This window comes from Xanthomonas sp. F4, from assembly GCF_011761895.1.
Genome location: NZ_JAASQX010000002.1, coordinates 515980 through 534396, shown reverse-complemented (window position 1 = coordinate 534396; position 18417 = coordinate 515980). Strand labels below are relative to the sequence as shown.

The following is an 18417-nucleotide window of genomic DNA, read 5'->3' as shown; positions in this document are numbered from 1 at the left end:
CCGGATTCCCTTGAATCCGCCGGCACCGCCCACATAGGTGGTCCGGTAAGGCGGGACGCACCCCGCCAGGGACCCGGACATGACGCAAGAACACCCCGAATTCGATTCCGAACACCTGACCGAGGCGCAGCAGCCCTCGACCGATCCGCTGCAGGCGGAAGTGGAGACGCTGCGCAGTGAGCTGGCCCTGGTCAAGGCCGACGTCCTGCGCGAGCGGGCCGACCTGGAGAACCAGCGCAAGCGCATCGCCCGCGACGTGGAGCAGGCGCGCAAGTTCGCCAACGAGCGCCTGCTCGGCGACCTGTTGCCGGTGTTCGACAGTCTGGATGCGGGCCTGACCGCCGCCGGCAGCGAGCCCAGCCCGCTGCGCGACGGCCTGGAGCTGACCTACAAGCAGCTGCTCAAGGTCGCCGCCGACAACGGCCTGACCCTGCTCGACCCGACCGGCGAGCCGTTCAACCCGGAGCATCACCAGGCGATCAGCCAGGCCGAGGCCGAGGGCGTCGCCCCGGGCCACGTGATCCAGGTGTTCCAGAAGGGCTACCTGCTCAACGACCGCCTGCTGCGGCCCGCCCTGGTGGTGGTGGCCAAGCACGACTGAGTTCGCGGCCGCCCGCGCCTGAACCCGGTGCGGCGGCAGTGGAACGCTAATTTGCGGCGATGGCTTGAATGACTGGCGGCCATCCCTATATCCGAACCAGATCCCGGCACTGGCCGGCTACACGACCTTTCAGGAGTCATTGCAATGGGCAAGATCATCGGCATCGACCTGGGCACGACCAACTCGTGCGTGGCGATCATGGACGGCGGCAAGGCCCGCGTCATCGAGAATTCCGAGGGTGACCGCACCACGCCTTCGATCGTCGCCTACACCAAGGACGGCGAAGTGTTGGTGGGCGCCTCGGCCAAGCGCCAGGCCGTCACCAACCCCAAGAACACCTTCTACGCAGTCAAGCGCCTGATCGGCCGCAAGTTCACCGACGCCGAGGTGCAGAAGGACATCGGCCTGGTCCCGTACGGCATCGTCCAGCACGACAATGGCGACGCCTGGGTGGCCACTGCCGACGGCCGCAAGCTGGCCTCGCAGGAAATCTCTGCGCAGGTGCTGGAGAAGATGAAGAAGACCGCCGAGGCGTTCCTGGGCGAGACCGTCACCGAGGCGGTCATCACCGTGCCGGCGTACTTCAACGACAGCCAGCGCCAGGCGACCAAGGACGCCGGCCGCATCGCCGGCCTGGACGTCAAGCGCATCATCAACGAGCCGACCGCCGCGGCGCTGGCCTACGGCCTGGACAAGGGCCAGGGCGGCGACCGCAAGATTGCGGTGTACGACCTGGGCGGCGGCACCTTCGACGTGTCGATCATCGAGATCGCCAACGTCGACGGCGAGAAGCAGTTCGAAGTGCTGGCCACCAACGGCGACACCTTCCTGGGCGGCGAAGACTTCGACAAGCGCGTCATCGACTACTTGGTGGAAGAGTTCAACAAGGATCAGGGCATCGACCTGCGCAAGGATCCGCTGGCGCTGCAGCGCCTGAAGGACGCCGCCGAGCGCGCCAAGATCGAGCTGTCGTCCTCGCAGCAGACCGAAGTCAACCTGCCGTACGTCACCGCCGACGCGTCGGGCCCGAAGCACCTCAACATCAAGCTGACCCGGGCCAAGCTCGAGGCGCTGGTGGAGGACCTGGTCAAGCGCACCATCGACCCGTGCCGCACCGCGCTGAACGACGCCGGCCTGCGCGCCAGCGACATCACCGAGGTGATCCTGGTCGGTGGCCAGACCCGCATGCCGAAGGTGCAGCAGGCGGTGGCCGAGTTCTTCGGCAAGGAGCCGCGCAAGGACGTCAACCCCGACGAGGCCGTGGCGCTGGGCGCCGCGATCCAGGGCGGCGTGCTGGCCGGCGACGTCAAGGACGTGCTGCTGCTCGACGTGACCCCGCTGAGCCTGGGCATCGAGACCCTGGGCGGCGTGTTCACCAAGATCATTGAGAAGAACACCACCATCCCGACCAAGGCTTCGCAGGTGTTCTCCACCGCCGAGGACAACCAGTCGGCAGTGACCGTGCACGTGCTGCAGGGCGAGCGCGAACAGGCCCGCTACAACAAGTCGCTGGCCAAGTTCGACCTGTCCGGCATCGAGCCGGCGCCGCGCGGCCTGCCGCAGGTGGAGGTGTCCTTCGACATCGACGCCAACGGCATCCTGCACGTGTCGGCCAAGGACAAGAAGACCAACAAGGAACAGAAGGTCGAGATCAAGGCCGGTTCCGGTCTGTCGGACGACGAGATCCAGCGGATGGTTGCCGACGCGGAAGCCAACCGCGAGGAAGACAAGAAGTTCCACGAGCTGGTGCAGGCGCGCAACCAGGCCGACGGCCTGATCCACGCCACCCGCAGCGCGATCACCGAGCACGGCAGCAAGGTCGGCGGCGACGTGATCGGCAAGGTCGAGTCGGCGCTGGCGGATCTGGAAACCGCGATGAAGGGCGACGACAAGGGCCAGATCGAGGCCAAGACCAAGGCGCTGGAAGAGGCCGGTCAGTCGCTGTACGCGGCCGCGGCGGCGGGCGAGCAGCAGCCGGGCGGCAACGCCGGCGGCGCGCATGCGTCCTCGGCCCAGTCCGACGACGTGGTCGACGCCGAGTTCACCGAGGTCAAGGACGACAAGAAGTAAGGCCGGGATTTGGGATTGGGGATTGGGGATTCGCGAAGGCCTTGGCCTGGTGGTTCCCACTCCCATCCCTGTCCATCCAGTTTGTAAAAGCGGAAGAGCCGAGGCTCTCCGCTTTTGCGTTGAATGAATCCCGACTCCCGAATCTCGAATCCCCGCCCCATGAGCAAACGCGACTATTACGAAGTGCTGGGTGTGGCCCGCACCGCCAGCGACGACGAGCTGAAGAAGGCCTATCGCCGTTGCGCGATGAAGTACCACCCGGACCGCAATCCCGGCGACCAAGCCGCCGAGGCCGCGTTCAAGGAATGCAAGGAAGCCTATGAGGTGCTGTCCGACGGCAACCGCCGACGCATGTACGACGCGCACGGCCACGCCGCGTTCGAGCACGGCATGGGCGGGATGGGCGGCGGCCCTGGCGGCCCGGACATGGGCGACATCTTCGGCGACATCTTCGGCAACATCTTCGGTGGCGCCGGTGGTGGTGGCGGGCGTGCGCCGCGGCGTGGCGCCGACATCGGCTACGTGCTGGAGCTGGACCTGGAAGAAGCGGTGGCCGGCATCGAGCGCCGCATCGAGATTCCGACCCTGAGCGAATGCGAGCACTGCCACGGCAGCGGCTCGGAGGACGGCAAGGTCGAGACCTGCGTGACCTGCCACGGGCGCGGCCAGGTCCGCATCCAGCGCGGCATCTTCGCCATGCAGCAGACCTGCCCGCATTGTGCCGGCCGCGGCCAGACCGTGCAGAACCCGTGCGGCGTGTGCCATGGCGCCGGGCGCGTGGAAGAGACCAAGGTGCTGTCGGTGAAGATCCCCGCCGGCGTCGACAATGGCGACCGCATCCGCCTGTCGGGCGAGGGTGAAGCCGGCCCGGCCGGCACTCCGCCAGGCGATCTGTACGTGGAAGTGCGGGTGCGTGAGCATCCGATCTTCCAGCGCGACGGCGACGATCTGCACTGTGAGGTGCCGATCCGCATCTCACAGGCGGCCCTGGGCGACACCGTGCGCGTGGCCACCCTCGGCGGCGAGGCGGAGATCCGCATTCCGGCCGAGACCCAGACCGGCAAGCTGTTCCGCCTGCGCGGCAAGGGCGTGCGTTCGGTGCGCAGCCGCAGCGAAGGCGACCTGTACTGCCGGGTGGTGGTGGAGACGCCGGTCAACCTCACTGCCGACCAGCGCAAGCTGCTGGAGCAGTTCGAGGCCACCTTCACCGGCGAGGACGCGCGCAAGCATTCGCCCAAGTCGGCGACCTTCATCGATGGGGTGAAGGGGTTCTGGGATCGGATGACGTCGTAAGGCTGGGATTCGGGATTGGTGATTCGGGATTCGGGATGACCAGCCTGCGGCTATTGAAAGCCGGGGTCTTGGATGTTCCCGGTGTTGTTCCGCGTCGCAGTGTTTTTTTGTGGGAGGGGCTTCAGCCCCGACGCGTATCGTCAAAGCGTCGCGGCTGAAGCCGCTCCTACGCTGGAATGTTCTGCTCGCTGAGCAGAGCGGAAATGGAAACTTTCGATTCCGGATGCGTGGGCTTTTTCCCGCATCCTGGTCCCCGTTGTGGAAGCGGCTTCAGCCGCGACGCTTTCTCGTCGGAGCGTCGCAGCTGAGGCCGTTGTTGCTGAAAGCCTCGCAACGCCACGGATGCGCGCGCCGCTGGGCGTCATTGCGCCGGCGCTACACTACGGCGATGAACACTCCCGCCGACAGTTCCGCCGCCAGTCATCTCATCCATGGTCGCCGCCAGCGACCCGACGGGCCGGTGCCGGTCGACGTCATTTCCGTGCAGTCGCAACTCGTCTACGGCCACGCCGGCAACAGCGCGGCGGTGCCGCCGTTGCGCGCGCTGGGCCTGCGCGTGGCCGAGATTCCGACCACGCTGCTGAGCAATGCGCCGTTCTACGCGACCTTGCGCGGCAAGGTGCTGCCGTCGGACTGGTTCGCCGATCTGCTGCTCGGCGCCAGCGAACGCGGCCTGCCGCAACGCGCGCGCATGCTGGTGTCCGGCTACTTCGGCAGCGTCGGCAATGGCGCCGCCTTCGCCGACTGGCTCGACGCCACGCTGCCGCAGTGCCCGACGCTGCGCTACTGCCTGGACCCGGTGATCGGCGATACGCATACCGGTCCCTACGTGGAACCGGGACTGGAAGCGATCTTCGCCGAGCGCCTGTTGCCGCATGCGTGGCTGGTGACGCCGAATGCATTCGAACTCGGCCGCCTGACCGGCATGCCGGCGCTGGCCCAGGACGAGGCGATCGCGGCGGCGCGGGTGTTGCTGGCGCGCGGCCCACAGTGGGTGCTCGCCCACAGCGTCGGCGGCGATGCCGGGCAACTGGTGACGCTGGCGGTGAGCCGCGATGCGGTTTATCGCTGGTGCTCGCCGCTGCTGCCGGTGGACGTGGCCGGCACCGGCGATGTGCTGATGGCGCTGCTGGTGGCCTTTCTGCTGCGCGGCGACAGTTTCGAGGCGGCGATCGGCCGCGCCATCGCCGGCGTGCATGCGGCGCTGGAGGCGACCCTGGCTGCGGATGTGGAAGAACTGGACGTGCTGGCAGCGGCGCCGGCCGCGTTGGCGACGCCGCTGCGCTTCGTCGCCGAGCGCCTGGCGTGAGCCTGCGCCCGGTCGTCGGCATCGTCGGCAGTGCCGGCGCCTATGGCCGCTGGCTGAGCCGCTTCTTCCGCGAGCGCATGCAGTTGGAGGTGATCGGCCACGATCCGGCCGATCCGCAGTCGCTGGCGCCGGAGGCGCTGCTGCAACAGGCGCAGGTACTGATCTTCTCCGCCCCGATCCGGCACACGCCGGCGCTGATCGGCGAGTACGTGCAGCGCGCCGGCGGCCGCGAACGCGGCCAGCTGTGGCTGGACGTCACCTCGGTCAAGGCCGCGCCGGTGGCGGCGATGCTGGCCTCGCAGGCGGAAGTGGCCGGGCTGCATCCCATGACGGCGCCGCCGAAGTCGCCCACGCTCAAGGGCCGCGTGCTGGTCGTCTGCGAGGCGCGGGTGGCGCAGTGGCAGCCCTGGCTGCAGCGCATGTGCACGGCGCTGGAAGGCGAGTGCGTGCGCACCACGCCCGAGCACCACGACCGGGTGATGGCGCTGGTGCAGGCGATGGTCCATGCCACGCACCTGGCCCAGGCCGGCGTGCTGCGCGAGCATGCGCCAGCGTTGGGGCCGTTGCAGGCCTTGCTGCCATACCGCTCGGCCTCGTTCGAACTGGACACCGCGATCATCGCGCGCATCCTGGCCCTAAATCCTGCCATCTACGAAGACATTCAGTTCGGCAATCCGCATGTCGGTAGCGTGCTCGATGGACTGATCGCGCAGCTGTCGCGGCTGCGCGACCAGGTCGGCCGCGGCGACGATGCGGCACGTGCGCAGTTCCGCGCGGAGTTCCTCGACGCCAACCGCCAGGCGCTGGGTGAGGCGGCGATCGCCCAGGGCAACTACAGCTACGAGCGGGTGGGATACCTGCTGGCCGATCTGACCGAGCAGATGACGCTCAGCGTGTATCTGCCCGAGGACCGCGCCGGCTCGCTGCGCGCGCTGTTGCACGTGTTCGAACGCCATGGCGTCAACCTGGCCTCGATCCATTCTTCGCGCACGCAGGCGGGGGAATTGCATTTCCGGCTCGGCTTCGATCCGGGCAGCGACGCTGCGGCGGTGCGTGCCGCTGCGGCGGAAATCGATGCCAGCGGGATTGGGCGGGTGCTGGTGGGTTGAGTTGCGCGGTGATTGTCGATTGCGCGATTTCTCGGGTTCACGGTCGCGGCTGAAGCCGCTCCTACAAAGGTCTCTACGCTTTCGTAGGAGCGGCTTCAGCCGCGACCGTTCTTGGAATGACCTGACGACCGAGCACCCACCAATCCATCCACAGCGCATGTGGATTGTCACGGCGCAAACGTGTGGATAACTGTTGGCGCGCCTTGCGTGGCGGGCCTGTCAAGTCACCTGGCGAAAAAATGATCAGCGCGTCGCCAGCGCTCCGAACGCCAGCAGCGGTGACGGGGCTGGGCGGCGACGCGTAACCGTTACGCTAGACCGCAGTCAAGGTCAGTTCGCCGCCGGTGGTGACGAACTGCTGGCCGCGGCGGATCAGCTTGCGGCCATCGGCCAATTCGTAGCGCAGTCCGCTGTCGGCGTGCGGGTCGTGCTGCGCCTGCTGCTGGCGCGGCGCATCGTCCTGGAACTCAGTGATCAGATAGGCCTCGCCGTCGGGACCGAGGGCAGGCAATTGGCGAAAGGACATCGGGAGCCTCCTGTCGAACGCTGCATCGAATGCGGGACGCTGCAGCGGTGGCCGCGACACGCGCGGACCGCAGCAGACGCGGCTCGACCGTAGTCCCGCCGCCGTTAGCGCGGCGTGCTCAGTCGATGAACTGCAGGCGAGCGAGTTCCGCGTATAGCCCGTCCTGCGCCAGCAGCTCGGCGTGGGTGCCCTGGGCGACGATGCGGCCGTGATCCATCACTACGATGCGGTCGGCCTTGAGCACGGTGGCCAGGCGGTGCGCGATCACCAGGGTGGTGCGTCCGGCCATCAGCCGCTCCAGCGCATGCTGCACGGCATTTTCGCTCTGCGCGTCCAGGGCGCTGGTGGCTTCGTCCAGCAGCAGGATCGGCGCGTCCTTGAGCAGGGCGCGGGCGATGGCGATGCGCTGCTGCTGGCCGCCGGACAGGCGTGCGCCGCGCTCGCCCAGTTCGCTGGCGTAGCCGTCGGGCAACTGTCGCAGGAACGCATCGGCTTCGGCCGCACGCGCCGCAGCCTCGACCTCGGCCTCGCTGGCCTCGAGCCGGCCGTAGCGGATGTTGTCGGCGGCGCTGGCGGCGAACAGGGTCGGGTGCTGCGGCACCAGCCCGATCGCCTCGCGCAGCTGCGATGGATCCAATGTGCGCAGGTCGCGGCCGTCCACCTGCACGCTGCCCGATTGCGGATCGTGGAAGCGCATCAACAGCGCCAGCACCGTGCTCTTGCCGGCGCCGGAGGGGCCGACCAGCGCCACGCTCTCGCCGGGCCGCACGTGTAGATCGAAGCCGTCCAGCGCCGGGTGGTCTGGGCGCTGCGGATAGCGGAAGCTGACGTTGTCGAAGCGCACCTCGCCGCGCAGCGGCTGCGGCAGCGCAAGCGGCTGCGCCGGCGCGACGATTTCGGGGCGTTCCTGAAACAGTTCGGCGATGCGGCCCATGCCGCCGGCCGCGCGCTGCAGGTCGTTCCAGACTTCGGCCAGCGAGGCGACCGAGCCGCCGCCGAACATGGCGTACAGCACGAACTGGCCGAGCGCGCCGGCGCTGAGTTCGCCGGCGGCCACTTCGTGCGCGCCCGACCACAGCACCAGCACGATGGCGCCGAAGATCAGCACGATCGCGGCGGCGGTGATCACTGCCTGCGCGCCGACCCGGCGCCGCGCGACCGCCACGGTCTGCGCCAGCGCCTCGCCGAAGCGGCCGCGTTCGTACCTTTCGCGCGCATACGCCTGCACCGTGCGCACCGCGCCCAGGGTCTCGGCGGCCAGGGTGTTGGCGTCGGCGACGCGGTCCTGGCTGGCGCGCGAGATCTTCTGCAGCCGCCGCGCGCCGAGCACGATCGGCAGGACCGCCAGCGGGATGCCGAGCAGGGTATAGGCGGCCAGATGCGGGCTGGTGACGCACAGCATCACCACGCTGCCGATCGCCGTGACCGTGCTGCGCAACGCCACCGACATGGTGCTGCCGATCACCCCGCGCAGCAGTTCGCTGTCGGCGGACAGGCGCGAGACCAGTTCGCCGCTGCGGTTGCGGTCGTGGAAGCCGGCATGCAGGCCGATCAGATGCGTGTACAGGCGTTCGCGCAGATCGGCGACCACCTTCTCGCCGAGCAGCGACACGAAGTAGAAGCGCGTGGCGGTGGCCACCGCCAGCACCAGCGCGACCGCGAACAGCAGGGCGAAGGATTGATTGATGCGGCTGCTGTCGCTGAAGCCGTGGTCGATCATCTGTCGCACCGCCACAGGCAGGCTCAGCGTGGCGCTGGAGGAGATCGCCAGCGCCACCAGCCAGGCGACGAGCAGGCCGCGCCGACGACGCACGAACGGCCACAGGGTGCGCAGGCTGCCGAGTCTGCGCAGCGACTTGGCCTGGTCGGCCGACGGGGTGTTCATGCGGGGGCGGGTTCCGAACAGCGGACACGATTGCGAGTGGCGTCGCGCAGGCGGGTTTTCAAGGCGTCCACGCGATCGCTGGGCAGGCGCAGGCGCAGTTCGGCGCCGCCGGCATCGAAGCGTTCATCGAGTTTCTCCGCGGCGCAGGCGCTCAGCGCGGCATGCACCGCGCCCAGGTCGTCGAAGCCGCAGTGCAGGGTGAGCAGGCTCAAGGCCAGCAGCGGTTGCCGCGGCGCCAGCCGCAGGCATTCTGCGGCGCTGCCGCCGTAGGCGCGGACCAGGCCGCCGGCACCGAGCTTGATGCCGCCGTACCAGCGTGTGACCACCACCACCACGCGGTCGAAGCCCTGGCCGTCGATCGCCGCCAGGATCGGGCGGCCGGCGGTACCGGCGGGCTCGCCGTCGTCGCTGGAGCGGTACTCGTCGCCATGGCGGTAGGCCCAGCAATTGTGGGTGGCGTCGGCCACCGTCACCTGTTGCAGGAACGCCAGGGCCGCACCGGCGTCGGCGATCGGTGCGGCGTGGGCCAGGAAGCGACTGTGCTTGATCTCCACGCTGTGGCTGACGGGGTGCGGGAGCGTATCGGGCATCGGCGGCATTGTAGACGAGACGCGACGCCGGCCTGCTGCGCAGGCGCCGGCACCACGCCGCTCAGTCCTGCAACAGCCTGCGCAGGTCGGCGGGCACCGCGCGGTGCGGGTGTGTGCGCTGGAAGCGCAGCAGGCTGGCACGGGCGGCGTCCAGTTCGCCGCTGTCGCGGCGCTCGCGGATCCGCTGCAGCCAGCGGCGTGGCGACAGCTGCGCGTCTGCCTCCACTGCCACCTCCACTGCGGCTGCGTCTGGCAGGGGCTGCGGCAACGCGGCAGCGGGGGCAGCAGGCGACGTCGATGGGCGCAGCGAGAGGGCATCTGACGATTCGGCCGCACTGGCCTGCGTGCGCGCGGAGTTCGCCAGCTTGGCCTGGCGGGCGTTGTCGCTGGGTGCGCTGCGGGCCAAGCTGTCCTGCGCCGTTGTCGCGCGCGCCGGTGCGCGCACGGTCTTCGCGGCAGGCACGGCTTGCTGTTCGGTAGCCGGTTCCGGAGACGACTCGCCGCTGTCGGCTGCGATGGCCGGCGGCGGTGGGGCCGGGGCCGGCGGTGCCGCGGGCGTCACCACGGCCGCTGGTGCGGGAGGCGTCATGCTCTGCGCGGGCGTCGGCTTGCGCGCCTGCGCCTGCGGTGCACGCTCCGGTAGTGGTGCGGCAGGTGCCTCCGTGGCCATACGCACCGAGGCCGCAGGGGCGGGCGCTGCTGTCTCGGAGGCCGCCGCCGCGTCGGTGGCCGGCGCCTGCTGCTCTGAGGAAGGTGCCGGCGATGCGACGGGCGCAGGCCTGGCGTCGGTGGTGGGAGCAGCTGCCGGGGTAGGCGCAGGCACCGCTGCCGGTGCGGGGGCCGGCACGGAGGGCGCCGGCGGGCGCCCGCGCCAGGCGATGCCCGCCACCAGTAGCAGCGAGGCGGCCAGGCCGAGCCAGGTCGGCCAGCGCGAGCGCGCTGCGGCGCGCGGCGCGGGGGGCGGCGCTATGGGGGGAGAGGTCGTTGCCGGCGCTGGTGCCGGTATCGGCGTGGGCGTCGCCGCGGCGGTCTGCGCCCGAGCCCTTTCCGCAGCGCTGCTGGGATATTCCGCGATCTCGTTGGCACCCGGCGCGACCGCCGCGCGCGCGGCGGCCAGGATCGCCGCATCCAGCGCCGGCGGCGGCAGCGCCTGCCGGCCCAGGCGCAAGTGTTCGGCGAGCGCGCGCTCTTCCGGGGTCAGCGGTTCGTCGGCGCTCATCCGCCCAACCTCGCGCGCAGTTTGTCCATCGCATAACGCAGCCGCGACTTGACCGTCTCGCGGCCGACACCGGTGATCTGCCCGATTTCGTCCAGGCTCAATTCCTGCTCCAGGCGCAGCAGCAGCACGTCGCGTTGCTCCTCGGGAAGCGCATCCAGGGCCAGTTGCAGTTGGCGCCGTTGTTCGAAGGCCGACAATTGCCGCTCCGGGGTGTCGGGGTCCTGCACGCGGGCCGTGCGCAGGTCGGCGTCGGCCGGTGCCGGCGGACGATGCCTGGCCGCGCGCCAATGGTCGCCGAGCCGATTGTGGGCGATGCGCAGCAGCCAGGTGGTGAACGCGGCCTGCGGCTCCCAGTCTAGGCGTGCGGCGATCACCCGCTGCCACACGTCCTGGAACAGTTCTTCGGCCAGCGCACGGTCGCGCAGCTGCCGCAGCAGGTACTGGTACAGGCGGCCGCGGTGACGCAGGTACAAGGTCTCGAACGCACGCGCGTCGCCGGCCGCGTAGGCCAGCATCAGGGCTTCGTCGCTCGCTTCGACCGGGGCGTCCACGGCGGCAAGCCTAAGCGTTCCCCCGGCCGGCGCATAGTCGGGAGGCGGGAGTCGTGACGCGGGCGGTGATGGCGGAAGTTCGGGCAACATCTGTAGACAAACGCCCATCTCGCCACTTCGGGGTTGAGCGGGCGTCGATCGGCGCATGCAACGGGTATGCTGATGTGAAGGGCGAGCGTGGAGCAGTTCCGGGGGGCCCTGCAGGAGTTGTCGTCGATGCTGTTCAATTCGTCCACCACCGTCCGTGAAGACCCCTCTGGCGGCCATGCTCCCGCCCGCACGGCGCAGGCCTTGTGCGGCCTGCTGCCGCCGGGCAGCGCCGTGGCGATCGGCTGCGGCGACGGCGTGGTCGGCCGCCTGCACGGGGCCAGCGCGGATGCGCCGGGGTGGTTGCAGGCGCTGGTCGCGGAGGCGCTGGCCGATACCGCGCCGCTGCCGTCGACGGTGCCGGCCGTGCTGCACGTGCATCGCACCGCCGAGGGCGCCTGCGTGGCCATCGGCGCGGAACTGGCGCACCCCCTGGATGAGGCGCAACGCGCGGCCTGGTGCGATGCCGCGGTCGCCTTCGGCCTGAATCTGCTCGACACCGAGCGCATGCGCGCGCGCATCGAGGGCCTGGAAAAATCCAAGCAGCTGCAGCAGGCGCTGTACGAGATCGCCGACCTGGCCGGCGCCGATCTGGAGATGAGCCAGATGCTGCAGCGCGTGCACGCCGTGCTGGAATCGCTGATGTATGCGGAGAACTGCTACATCGTCGAGTACGACGAAGACCAGCAGAGCATGCGCTTCCTGTACTTCTCCGACCGCCACGACGACTTCGTCGCCGATCCGGAGCAGACCTACTTCCTGCGCGACATGCCGTACAGCCTCACTTTCGCCCTGCTGCGCCACGGCCGCGCGGTGCGCGGGCCGTCGGAACAGGTGCGCGAACGCCTGCAGTTGGGCGACAACATCGGCCACGGTCCGGAGAGCCGCGACTGGCTCGGCGTGCCGATGCTGCGCGAAGGCCGGGTGTGCGGCGCCATTGTGGTGCAGAACTACGACTACGCGTTGCGCTACACCGATGCCGACCGCGCGCTGCTTGCCTACGTGGCGCAGCACGTGCAGACCGCAATGGACCGGCGCCACGCGCAGGTGCAGTTGGAGCGGCGGGTGGACCTGCGCACACAGGAACTGCAGCGGGCCAACTGCGACCTGCAGGACGAGATCCAGGAGCGCAAGCGCGCCGAGATGTTGCAGTTGGCGCTGTTCCGCATCGCCGAGCTGGCGATCCGGTCGGAGAGCCTGCAGCAGTTCTACACCGAGGTGCATGCCATCATCGGTGGGCTGATCGACGCACGCAATCTGTACATCGCCCTGCTTTCCGACGACGACACCATGCTGGAGTTCGTGTATTCGGTGGACGAGTTCACCCCGTACCGGCCGCAACGGCGCCGCGGCCGCGGCCTGACCGAATACGTCATGCGGGTGCGGCGCCCGCAACTGCTTGAACTGTCCGACATCGATGCCTTGCTGGCGCAGGGCGAGGTGCAGGAATACGGCCAGCGTCCCTACAGCTGGCTGGGCGCGCCGCTGTTCGACGAGGGCGAGGTGATCGGCGCGATCGTGGTGCAGAGCTACGTCGCCAAGGTGCGCTTCACCGAGCACGACCAGCGCCTGCTGACCTTTGTCGCGCACAACGTCGGCAGCGGCCTGGCGCGGCAGCGCGCGCAGGAGCGGTTGCGGCTGGCGCATGCGGAGCTGGAGCAGCGCGTGGACGAGCGCACCCGCGAACTGGCCGAGGTCAACGAGCAGTTGCTGGCGCAGATCGCCGAACGCTGGCGCGCCGAGCAGCGCCTGACCCATCAGGCGCTGCACGATGCGCTGACCGGCTTGCCGAACCGCTCGCATCTGCTGGACCGGCTCAGCGAGGCGATCTCGCGTGCCCGCGGCGGCGGCAGGACCTTCGCCGTGCTGTTCCTGGACCTGGACCGGTTCAAGCTGGTCAACGACAGCATCGGCCACGCTGCCGGCGACGAGATGCTGGTGCAGGTGGCCAAGCGCATCGTGTCCACGATCCGCGGCCAGGACGTGGTGGCGCGCCTGGGCGGCGACGAGTTCGCGGTGCTGACGCCCTGTGAGCACGGCCTGGATGGGGCGCGCGAACTGGCGCGACGCCTGCTGCACGTGCTCGGCCAACCGATGTGGGTGGCCGGCCGCGAACTGTTTCCGTCCGGCAGCCTGGGCATCGCCGCCTGGCATCCGCGCTACCACAACGGCGAGGAGATGCTGCGTGATGCGGACGCGGCCATGTACCGGGCCAAGGCGCAGAGCCAGGATCGCTGCGTGGTGTTCGACGAGGCCATGCGCGAGGCGGCGCTGCGCAGCCTCGACCTGGAGGCGGACCTGCGCCGTGCGATCAACAACCGCGACTTCGAGCCGTTCTACCAGCCGATCGTGCGCCTGCACGATGGCGAGGTGATCGGCCACGAAGCCCTGTTGCGCTGGCGTCACGAGAGCCGCGGGCTGCTGGTGCCGAGCCAGTTCATCGACCTGGGCGAGGAGAGCGGCCTGATCGAGCAGGTGGACTGGCTGCTGTACGCGCAGGTGATCCGGCGCCTGGCGCAGAGCGAGGGCGGCTACGTTTCGGTCAACGTCTCGCCGCGGCACTTCCGCTCGCCGGATTTCACCGAGCGGCTGTTCGGGCTGATCGACACCGCCGGCGCCGATCCGCGCCGCCTGCGCGTGGAGATCACCGAGGTGGCGCTGCTCGACGACGCGCCGCGCACCCTGACCATCCTGCAGGCCTTGCGCGAGCGCGGCGTGTTGGCGCAGCTGGACGACTTCGGCACCGGCTTCTCGGCGCTGTCGTACCTGCACCGCTTCCCGATCTCGGTGCTGAAGATCGACCAGAGCTTCGTCGCCGGCCTGCAGGACGAGGGGAGCACCGGCAGCCACGCACTGGTGCGCGGCATTCTCGCCCTGGCCAGCACGCTGGGCATCGAGACGGTGGGCGAGGGCATCGAGACCGAACAACAACTGGCGACCCTGCGCGAACTGGGCTGCGATTATGGGCAGGGCTATCTGCTCGGGCGCCCGGCCGCCGCGCCGCAACAGCTTTGAGGCGATCGCATGCGGAGCGCGTCGTCATGCGCGTTGTGCTCGCTGTCGGCACGCGCGCATTGGCCGCAGCTCGCTGTATTACGGCGCGTTTGTTCGATTCGCGCCTCCGTCATCCCGGACGCTGGAGTGAACGACGGTTTCGCCATCGCCGCTTGTCGCGTAGGAGCGGCTTCAGCCGCGACGGGCGTTCCCGGTAAAGCCCGGTCGCGGCTGAAGCCGCTCCTACAGGGCGCTTCCTGTCGTCATGTGAGGTGCCCTAAGCGCGACACCGAGGGCCCTGCGCTCGCCGCCGACACGCTGCCTTGGGTTTTCAATGCAATGCGTTGCGGTCCTTTTCGTCGAGCCGCGCCGCGCCACGGGAGTAGTGAGGCGCCGGAATCTATAACGCGTCGCCACGCGCCAGTCGCTAACCGCTGATCCGATGCTCTCAACGCAGCGCGTTCCGGCGCTTTTCGTCGATCCGCGCCGCGCAACGGGAGTAGTGAGACGCCGAAATTCGTAACGCGTCGCCACGCGCCAAGTGCTTACCGCCGATCGGCCGCTCTTAGCGCAGCGCGTTGCGGCGCTTTTCGTCAATCCATTTCGACGCCTGCGCCGGCGTGTACTCCCGCATCCAGCCCAGCATCGTCTCGATGTCGCTGCCGTACCACAGGTCGGTGCGCTGGTCCGGGTGCAGGAAGCGCTCCTCGACCATGCGATCGATCATGCCGATCAGCGGGGCGTAGAAGCCTTCCACGTCGAGGAAGGCACAGGGCTTGTTGCCGATGCCGAGCTGGCGCCAGGTCAGCATCTCGAAGATTTCTTCCATGGTGCCGAAGCCGCCGGGCAGCGCGACGAAGGCATCGGACAGGTCGAACATGCGCGACTTGCGTTCGTGCATCGAGCCGACGATCTCCAGCTCGGTGAGGCCGCGGTGCGCCACTTCCCAGTCGGCCAGTTGCTTGGGAATCACGCCGGTGACCTCGCCGCCGGCGGCGAGCACCGCATTGGCCACGGTGCCCATCAGGCCGACATTGCCGCCGCCATAGACCAGGCGCAGCCCCTGCTCGGCGATGCGCGTGCCCAGCGCGGTGGCGCGTTCGACGTAGGCGGGCTTGTTGCCGGCATTGGAGCCGCAGTAGACGCAGATGCTTTTCATGGGATTGGGGAGTCGGGATTGGGGATTCGTAAAAGCGGTGGGTTTGTCGGGGCGCTGATGCTGCCGGAACGGGCGCCGGTCATCGCTTGATCGCTTCACGCGTGCGGCGATCCGCAAAGCACAACGCCGGGCATGTGCCCGGCGTTGCGCGGCTGCCGGGCGGGGCAGGAGAGGGGCGCTGTTGCGAATCCCCACTCCCAAATCCCCAATCCCAGCCTCAATTGGCCTTATGGATCGCCCGCTTGCTCACCGCCATGGCCGCGTCGTGGATCGCTTCGGACAGGGTGGGGTGGGCGTGGCAGATGCGCGCCAGGTCGTCGGCCGAGCCGTTGAACTCCATGGTCAGCACGCCTTCGTGGACCAGTTCGGAGACGCCGACGCCGACCAGGTGCATGCCCAGGACGCGGTCGGTCTCGGCGTGGGCGATGACCTTGACGAAGCCCGCCGGCTCGCCCATCGCCACCGCACGGCCGATCGCCGCGAACGGGAAGCTGCCGGCCTTGTACGGCACGCCCTCGGCCTTGAGCTGCTGCTCGGTCTTGCCGACCCAGGCGATTTCCGGCTCGGTGTAGATGACCCACGGAATGGTGTCGAAGTTGACGTGGCCGGGCAGGCCGGCGATCAGTTCGGCGACCGCGATGCCTTCCTCGAAGCCCTTATGCGCCAGCATCGGCCCGCGCACGCAGTCGCCGATCGCCCACACGCCGTCGACGCCGGTGTGGCAGTGCGCATCGACCTCGATCTGGCCGCGCTCGTTGACCTTGACGCCGGTGCCGTCGGCCAGCAGCCCCTTGGTGGCGGCACGGCGGCCGACGGCCACCAGCAGCTTGTCCACGGTCAGGCTCTTCTCGCCTTCGCCATCGGCGTAGGTGACGACCACTTCCTGCTTCTTGCCCTTTCCGGTGATCTCGGTCTTGGAGACCTTGGCGCCGAGCTTGATGTCCAGGCCCTGCTTCTTGAATTCCTTCAGCGCGGTCTTGGCCACTTCGGCATCGGCCAGGGCCAGGAAGTCCGGCAGCGCTTCGAGGATGGTGACCTCGGCGCCCAGGCGCTTCCACACGCTGCCCAGTTCCAGGCCGATCACGCCGGCGCCGATCACCGCCAGGCGCTTGGGCACCTCGGTGAAGTCCAGCGCGCCGACGTTGTCGACGATGGTCTCGCCGTCGAACTTGGCGAACGGCAGTTCGATCGAATCCGAACCGGCGGCCAGGATCACGTTGGTGCCCTTCAGCTCGACTTCGCTGCCGTCGTGCTGCTTGACCTTGACCACGTTGCCCGGCTGCCCCGCGTTTGCTTGGAGCTCGCCGAAGCCGTAGTACGGGGTGATCTTGTTCGCCTTGAACAGCATCGCGATGCCGCCGGTGAACTGCTTGACGATCTTGTCCTTGCGGCCGACCATCGCCGCGACGTCGATCTTGGCATCCTTGAAGCTGATGCCGTGCTCGCCGAACAGGTGGCCCATGTTCCAGAACTGGCGCGAGGAGTCCAGCAGCGCCTTGGACGGGATGCAGCCCACGCGCAGGCAGGTACCGCCCAGCGCCGGCTTGCCATCCTTGCCCAGCGCCGCGTCGATGCACGCGGTCTTCAGGCCCAACTGCGCGGCGCGGATGGCCGCGTGATAGCCGGCAGGACCGGCACCGATGACGACGACGTCGAATTGTTCTTGTTCGCTCATTCTTCGCTCACGAGATTAGGAATTGGGGATTGGGGATTCGCAAGAGCGGGCACCGGGGAACGGGAGCGCTTGCGCCAATCCCGAATCCCCAATCCCCAATCCCGGCTTTCATCACAGACCGAACAGCATCCGGCCCGGGTTTTCCAGTTGGTTCTTGATGTCGACCAGGAACTGCACCGAGTCCTTGCCGTCGATGATGCGGTGGTCGTAGGACAGCGCCAGGTACATCATCGGCGCGATCACCACCTGACCGTTCTCGGCGATCGGACGCTCCTTGATCGCGTGCATGCCCAGGATCGCACTCTGCGGCGGGTTGATGATCGGGGTCGACAGCAGCGAGCCGAAGGTGCCGCCGTTGGTCACGGTGAAGGTGCCGCCCTGCAGTTCTTCCAGGCTCAGCTTGCCGTCGCGCGCCTTCTTGGCGTAGTCGGCGATGCCCTGTTCGATGTCGGCGAAGGACTGCCGCTCGACGTTGCGCAGCACCGGCGTGACCAGGCCCTTGTCGGTGGACACGGCGATGGAGATGTCGCTGTAGCCGTGATAGATGATGTCGTCGCCGTCGATCGAGGCGTTGACCAGCGGGAAGCGCTGCAGCGCGTTGGCCGCGGCCTTGACGAAGAAGCTCATGAAGCCGAGCTTGATGCCGTGGGCCTTCTGGAACTCGTCCTGCAGTTCCTTGCGCGCGGCCGAGACCTTGGCCAGGTTGACCTCGTTGAAGGTGGTCAGCATCGCGGTCGAGTTCTTCGACTGCATCAGGCGTTCGGCGATGCGCTTGCGCACGCGGGTCATCGGCACGCGCTCTTCCGGACGTGCGCCGCTGGCCTTGCCGGCACCGCCGTTCTTGGCGTAGTTGAGGATGTCTTCCTTGGTCACCGCGCCGCGGCGGCCGGTGCCTTCGACCTGCGACGGATCCACGCCCTCGGTGATGGCGCTGAAACGCGCGCCCGGCGGCAGGCTGGAGACGTCGCCAGCGGCCTTCGGCGCGTCGGCCTTGGCGGCCTTCGGCGCTTCCGCGGCCGCCGCCTTGGGCGCCTCGGCCGGCGCATCGGCGACCTTGGTTTCGGCCGGAGCCGCAGTGGCGGTGGCGCCTTCCTCGATGATCGCCAGCAACTGCGAACTGGTCACGGTGGCGCCGGCTTCGAACTTGATCTCCTTCAGCACGCCATCGACGGGCGAGGGCACTTCCAGCACGACCTTGTCGGTCTCCAGATCCACCAGGTTCTCGTCGCGCTTGACCGCGTCGCCGGCCTTCTTGTGCCAGCTGGCGATGGTGGCGTCGGATACGGATTCGGGCAGTACCGGAACTTTGACTTCGGTGGCCATTGCAGGGGGCGTCCTAGTGGTGTCTT

The 18417-nt window shown here is 68.7% G+C and carries 14 protein-coding genes; 6 read left to right on the top strand and 8 right to left on the bottom strand.

Annotated elements, in window-relative coordinates; genetic code table 11:
* The first annotated feature begins 79 nt into the window (after positions 1–79).
* The 5 genes from grpE (at position 80) to FHR66_RS10200 (ending at position 6382) form a co-directional block, all read left to right on the top strand.
* Positions 80–601, top strand: coding sequence for a nucleotide exchange factor GrpE (gene grpE, locus FHR66_RS10220; RefSeq protein WP_160970459.1), 522 nt, complete (start codon positions 80–82; stop codon positions 599–601).
* Positions 602–745: 144 nt separating this feature from the next.
* Positions 746–2671, top strand: a complete 1926-nt coding sequence (gene dnaK / locus FHR66_RS10215) for a molecular chaperone DnaK (protein ID WP_160956964.1) — start codon at positions 746–748, stop codon at positions 2669–2671.
* A gap of 159 nt (positions 2672–2830) precedes the next feature.
* Positions 2831–3964: a molecular chaperone DnaJ gene (gene dnaJ / locus FHR66_RS10210; protein WP_160970461.1), complete on the top strand. Its 1134-nt coding sequence runs from the start codon at positions 2831–2833 to the stop codon at positions 3962–3964.
* A gap of 388 nt (positions 3965–4352) precedes the next feature.
* The gene (pdxY, locus tag FHR66_RS10205; protein WP_160970463.1) at positions 4353–5273 is read left to right on the top strand and encodes a pyridoxal kinase; all 921 of its coding nucleotides are present in this window, start codon (positions 4353–4355) and stop codon (positions 5271–5273) included.
* Positions 5270–6382, top strand: coding sequence for a prephenate dehydrogenase (locus FHR66_RS10200; RefSeq protein ID WP_160970465.1), 1113 nt, complete (start codon positions 5270–5272; stop codon positions 6380–6382). Before pdxY ends, FHR66_RS10200 begins: the two co-directional genes overlap by 4 nt.
* A gap of 313 nt (positions 6383–6695) precedes the next feature.
* Here the strand turns inward: FHR66_RS10200 and FHR66_RS10195 are convergent, their stop codons facing one another.
* The 5 genes from FHR66_RS10195 to FHR66_RS10175 form a co-directional block, all read right to left on the bottom strand.
* A complete protein-coding gene (locus FHR66_RS10195; protein WP_010344257.1) occupies positions 6696–6908 on the bottom strand; it encodes a hypothetical protein in 213 nt (70 codons plus the stop codon).
* A gap of 118 nt (positions 6909–7026) precedes the next feature.
* Positions 7027–8793 (bottom strand): ABC transporter transmembrane domain-containing protein, encoded by a 1767-nt coding sequence (locus FHR66_RS10190; RefSeq protein WP_160970467.1) that lies wholly within the window; start codon positions 8791–8793, stop codon positions 7027–7029.
* Positions 8790–9383, bottom strand: a complete 594-nt coding sequence (locus FHR66_RS10185; RefSeq protein ID WP_053069767.1) for an IMPACT family protein — start codon at positions 9381–9383, stop codon at positions 8790–8792. Before FHR66_RS10185 ends, FHR66_RS10190 begins: the two co-directional genes overlap by 4 nt.
* 61 nt (positions 9384–9444) lie before the next feature.
* Entirely contained in the window at positions 9445–10602 is a 1158-nt protein-coding gene (locus FHR66_RS10180) for a hypothetical protein (RefSeq protein WP_160970469.1), read from the bottom strand.
* Entirely contained in the window at positions 10599–11153 is a 555-nt protein-coding gene (locus FHR66_RS10175; protein WP_160970471.1) for an RNA polymerase sigma factor, read from the bottom strand. Before FHR66_RS10175 ends, FHR66_RS10180 begins: the two co-directional genes overlap by 4 nt.
* 216 nt (positions 11154–11369) lie before the next feature.
* Between FHR66_RS10175 and FHR66_RS10170 the strand changes: the two genes are divergently transcribed.
* Positions 11370–14255, top strand: a complete 2886-nt coding sequence (locus FHR66_RS10170; protein ID WP_160970473.1) for a bifunctional diguanylate cyclase/phosphodiesterase — start codon at positions 11370–11372, stop codon at positions 14253–14255.
* Between the two features lie 544 nt (positions 14256–14799).
* Here FHR66_RS10170 and FHR66_RS10165 read toward each other — a convergent pair.
* The 3 genes from FHR66_RS10165 to sucB form a co-directional block, all read right to left on the bottom strand.
* Positions 14800–15393, bottom strand: coding sequence for an LOG family protein (locus FHR66_RS10165; RefSeq protein ID WP_160970475.1), 594 nt, complete (start codon positions 15391–15393; stop codon positions 14800–14802).
* Positions 15394–15610: 217 nt separating this feature from the next.
* A complete protein-coding gene (gene lpdA, locus FHR66_RS10160; protein ID WP_160970477.1) occupies positions 15611–17068 on the bottom strand; it encodes a dihydrolipoyl dehydrogenase in 1458 nt (485 codons plus the stop codon).
* Between the two features lie 111 nt (positions 17069–17179).
* Complete coding sequence (gene sucB / locus FHR66_RS10155; protein ID WP_160970479.1) at positions 17180–18391, bottom strand: dihydrolipoyllysine-residue succinyltransferase; 1212 nt, start codon at positions 18389–18391, stop codon at positions 17180–17182.
* Positions 18392–18417 lie beyond the last annotated feature (26 nt).

What these genes read in the sequence shown, in the direction of transcription:
- grpE (WP_160970459.1), top strand. Translation starts at nt 80, where the DNA reads ATGACGCAAGAACACCCCGAATTCGATTCCGAACACCTGACCGAGGCG.
- dnaK (WP_160956964.1), top strand. Translation starts at nt 746, where the DNA reads ATGGGCAAGATCATCGGCATCGACCTGGGCACGACCAACTCGTGCGTG.
- dnaJ (WP_160970461.1), top strand. Translation starts at nt 2,831, where the DNA reads ATGAGCAAACGCGACTATTACGAAGTGCTGGGTGTGGCCCGCACCGCC.
- pdxY (WP_160970463.1), top strand. Translation starts at nt 4,353, where the DNA reads ATGAACACTCCCGCCGACAGTTCCGCCGCCAGTCATCTCATCCATGGT.
- FHR66_RS10195 (WP_010344257.1), bottom strand. Translation starts at nt 6,908, where the DNA reads ATGTCCTTTCGCCAATTGCCTGCCCTCGGTCCCGACGGCGAGGCCTAT.
- FHR66_RS10190 (WP_160970467.1), bottom strand. Translation starts at nt 8,793, where the DNA reads ATGAACACCCCGTCGGCCGACCAGGCCAAGTCGCTGCGCAGACTCGGC.
- FHR66_RS10185 (WP_053069767.1), bottom strand. Translation starts at nt 9,383, where the DNA reads ATGCCCGATACGCTCCCGCACCCCGTCAGCCACAGCGTGGAGATCAAG.
- FHR66_RS10180 (WP_160970469.1), bottom strand. Translation starts at nt 10,602, where the DNA reads ATGAGCGCCGACGAACCGCTGACCCCGGAAGAGCGCGCGCTCGCCGAA.
- FHR66_RS10170 (WP_160970473.1), top strand. Translation starts at nt 11,370, where the DNA reads ATGCTGTTCAATTCGTCCACCACCGTCCGTGAAGACCCCTCTGGCGGC.
- FHR66_RS10165 (WP_160970475.1), bottom strand. Translation starts at nt 15,393, where the DNA reads ATGAAAAGCATCTGCGTCTACTGCGGCTCCAATGCCGGCAACAAGCCC.
- lpdA (WP_160970477.1), bottom strand. Translation starts at nt 17,068, where the DNA reads ATGAGCGAACAAGAACAATTCGACGTCGTCGTCATCGGTGCCGGTCCT.
- sucB (WP_160970479.1), bottom strand. Translation starts at nt 18,391, where the DNA reads ATGGCCACCGAAGTCAAAGTTCCGGTACTGCCCGAATCCGTATCCGAC.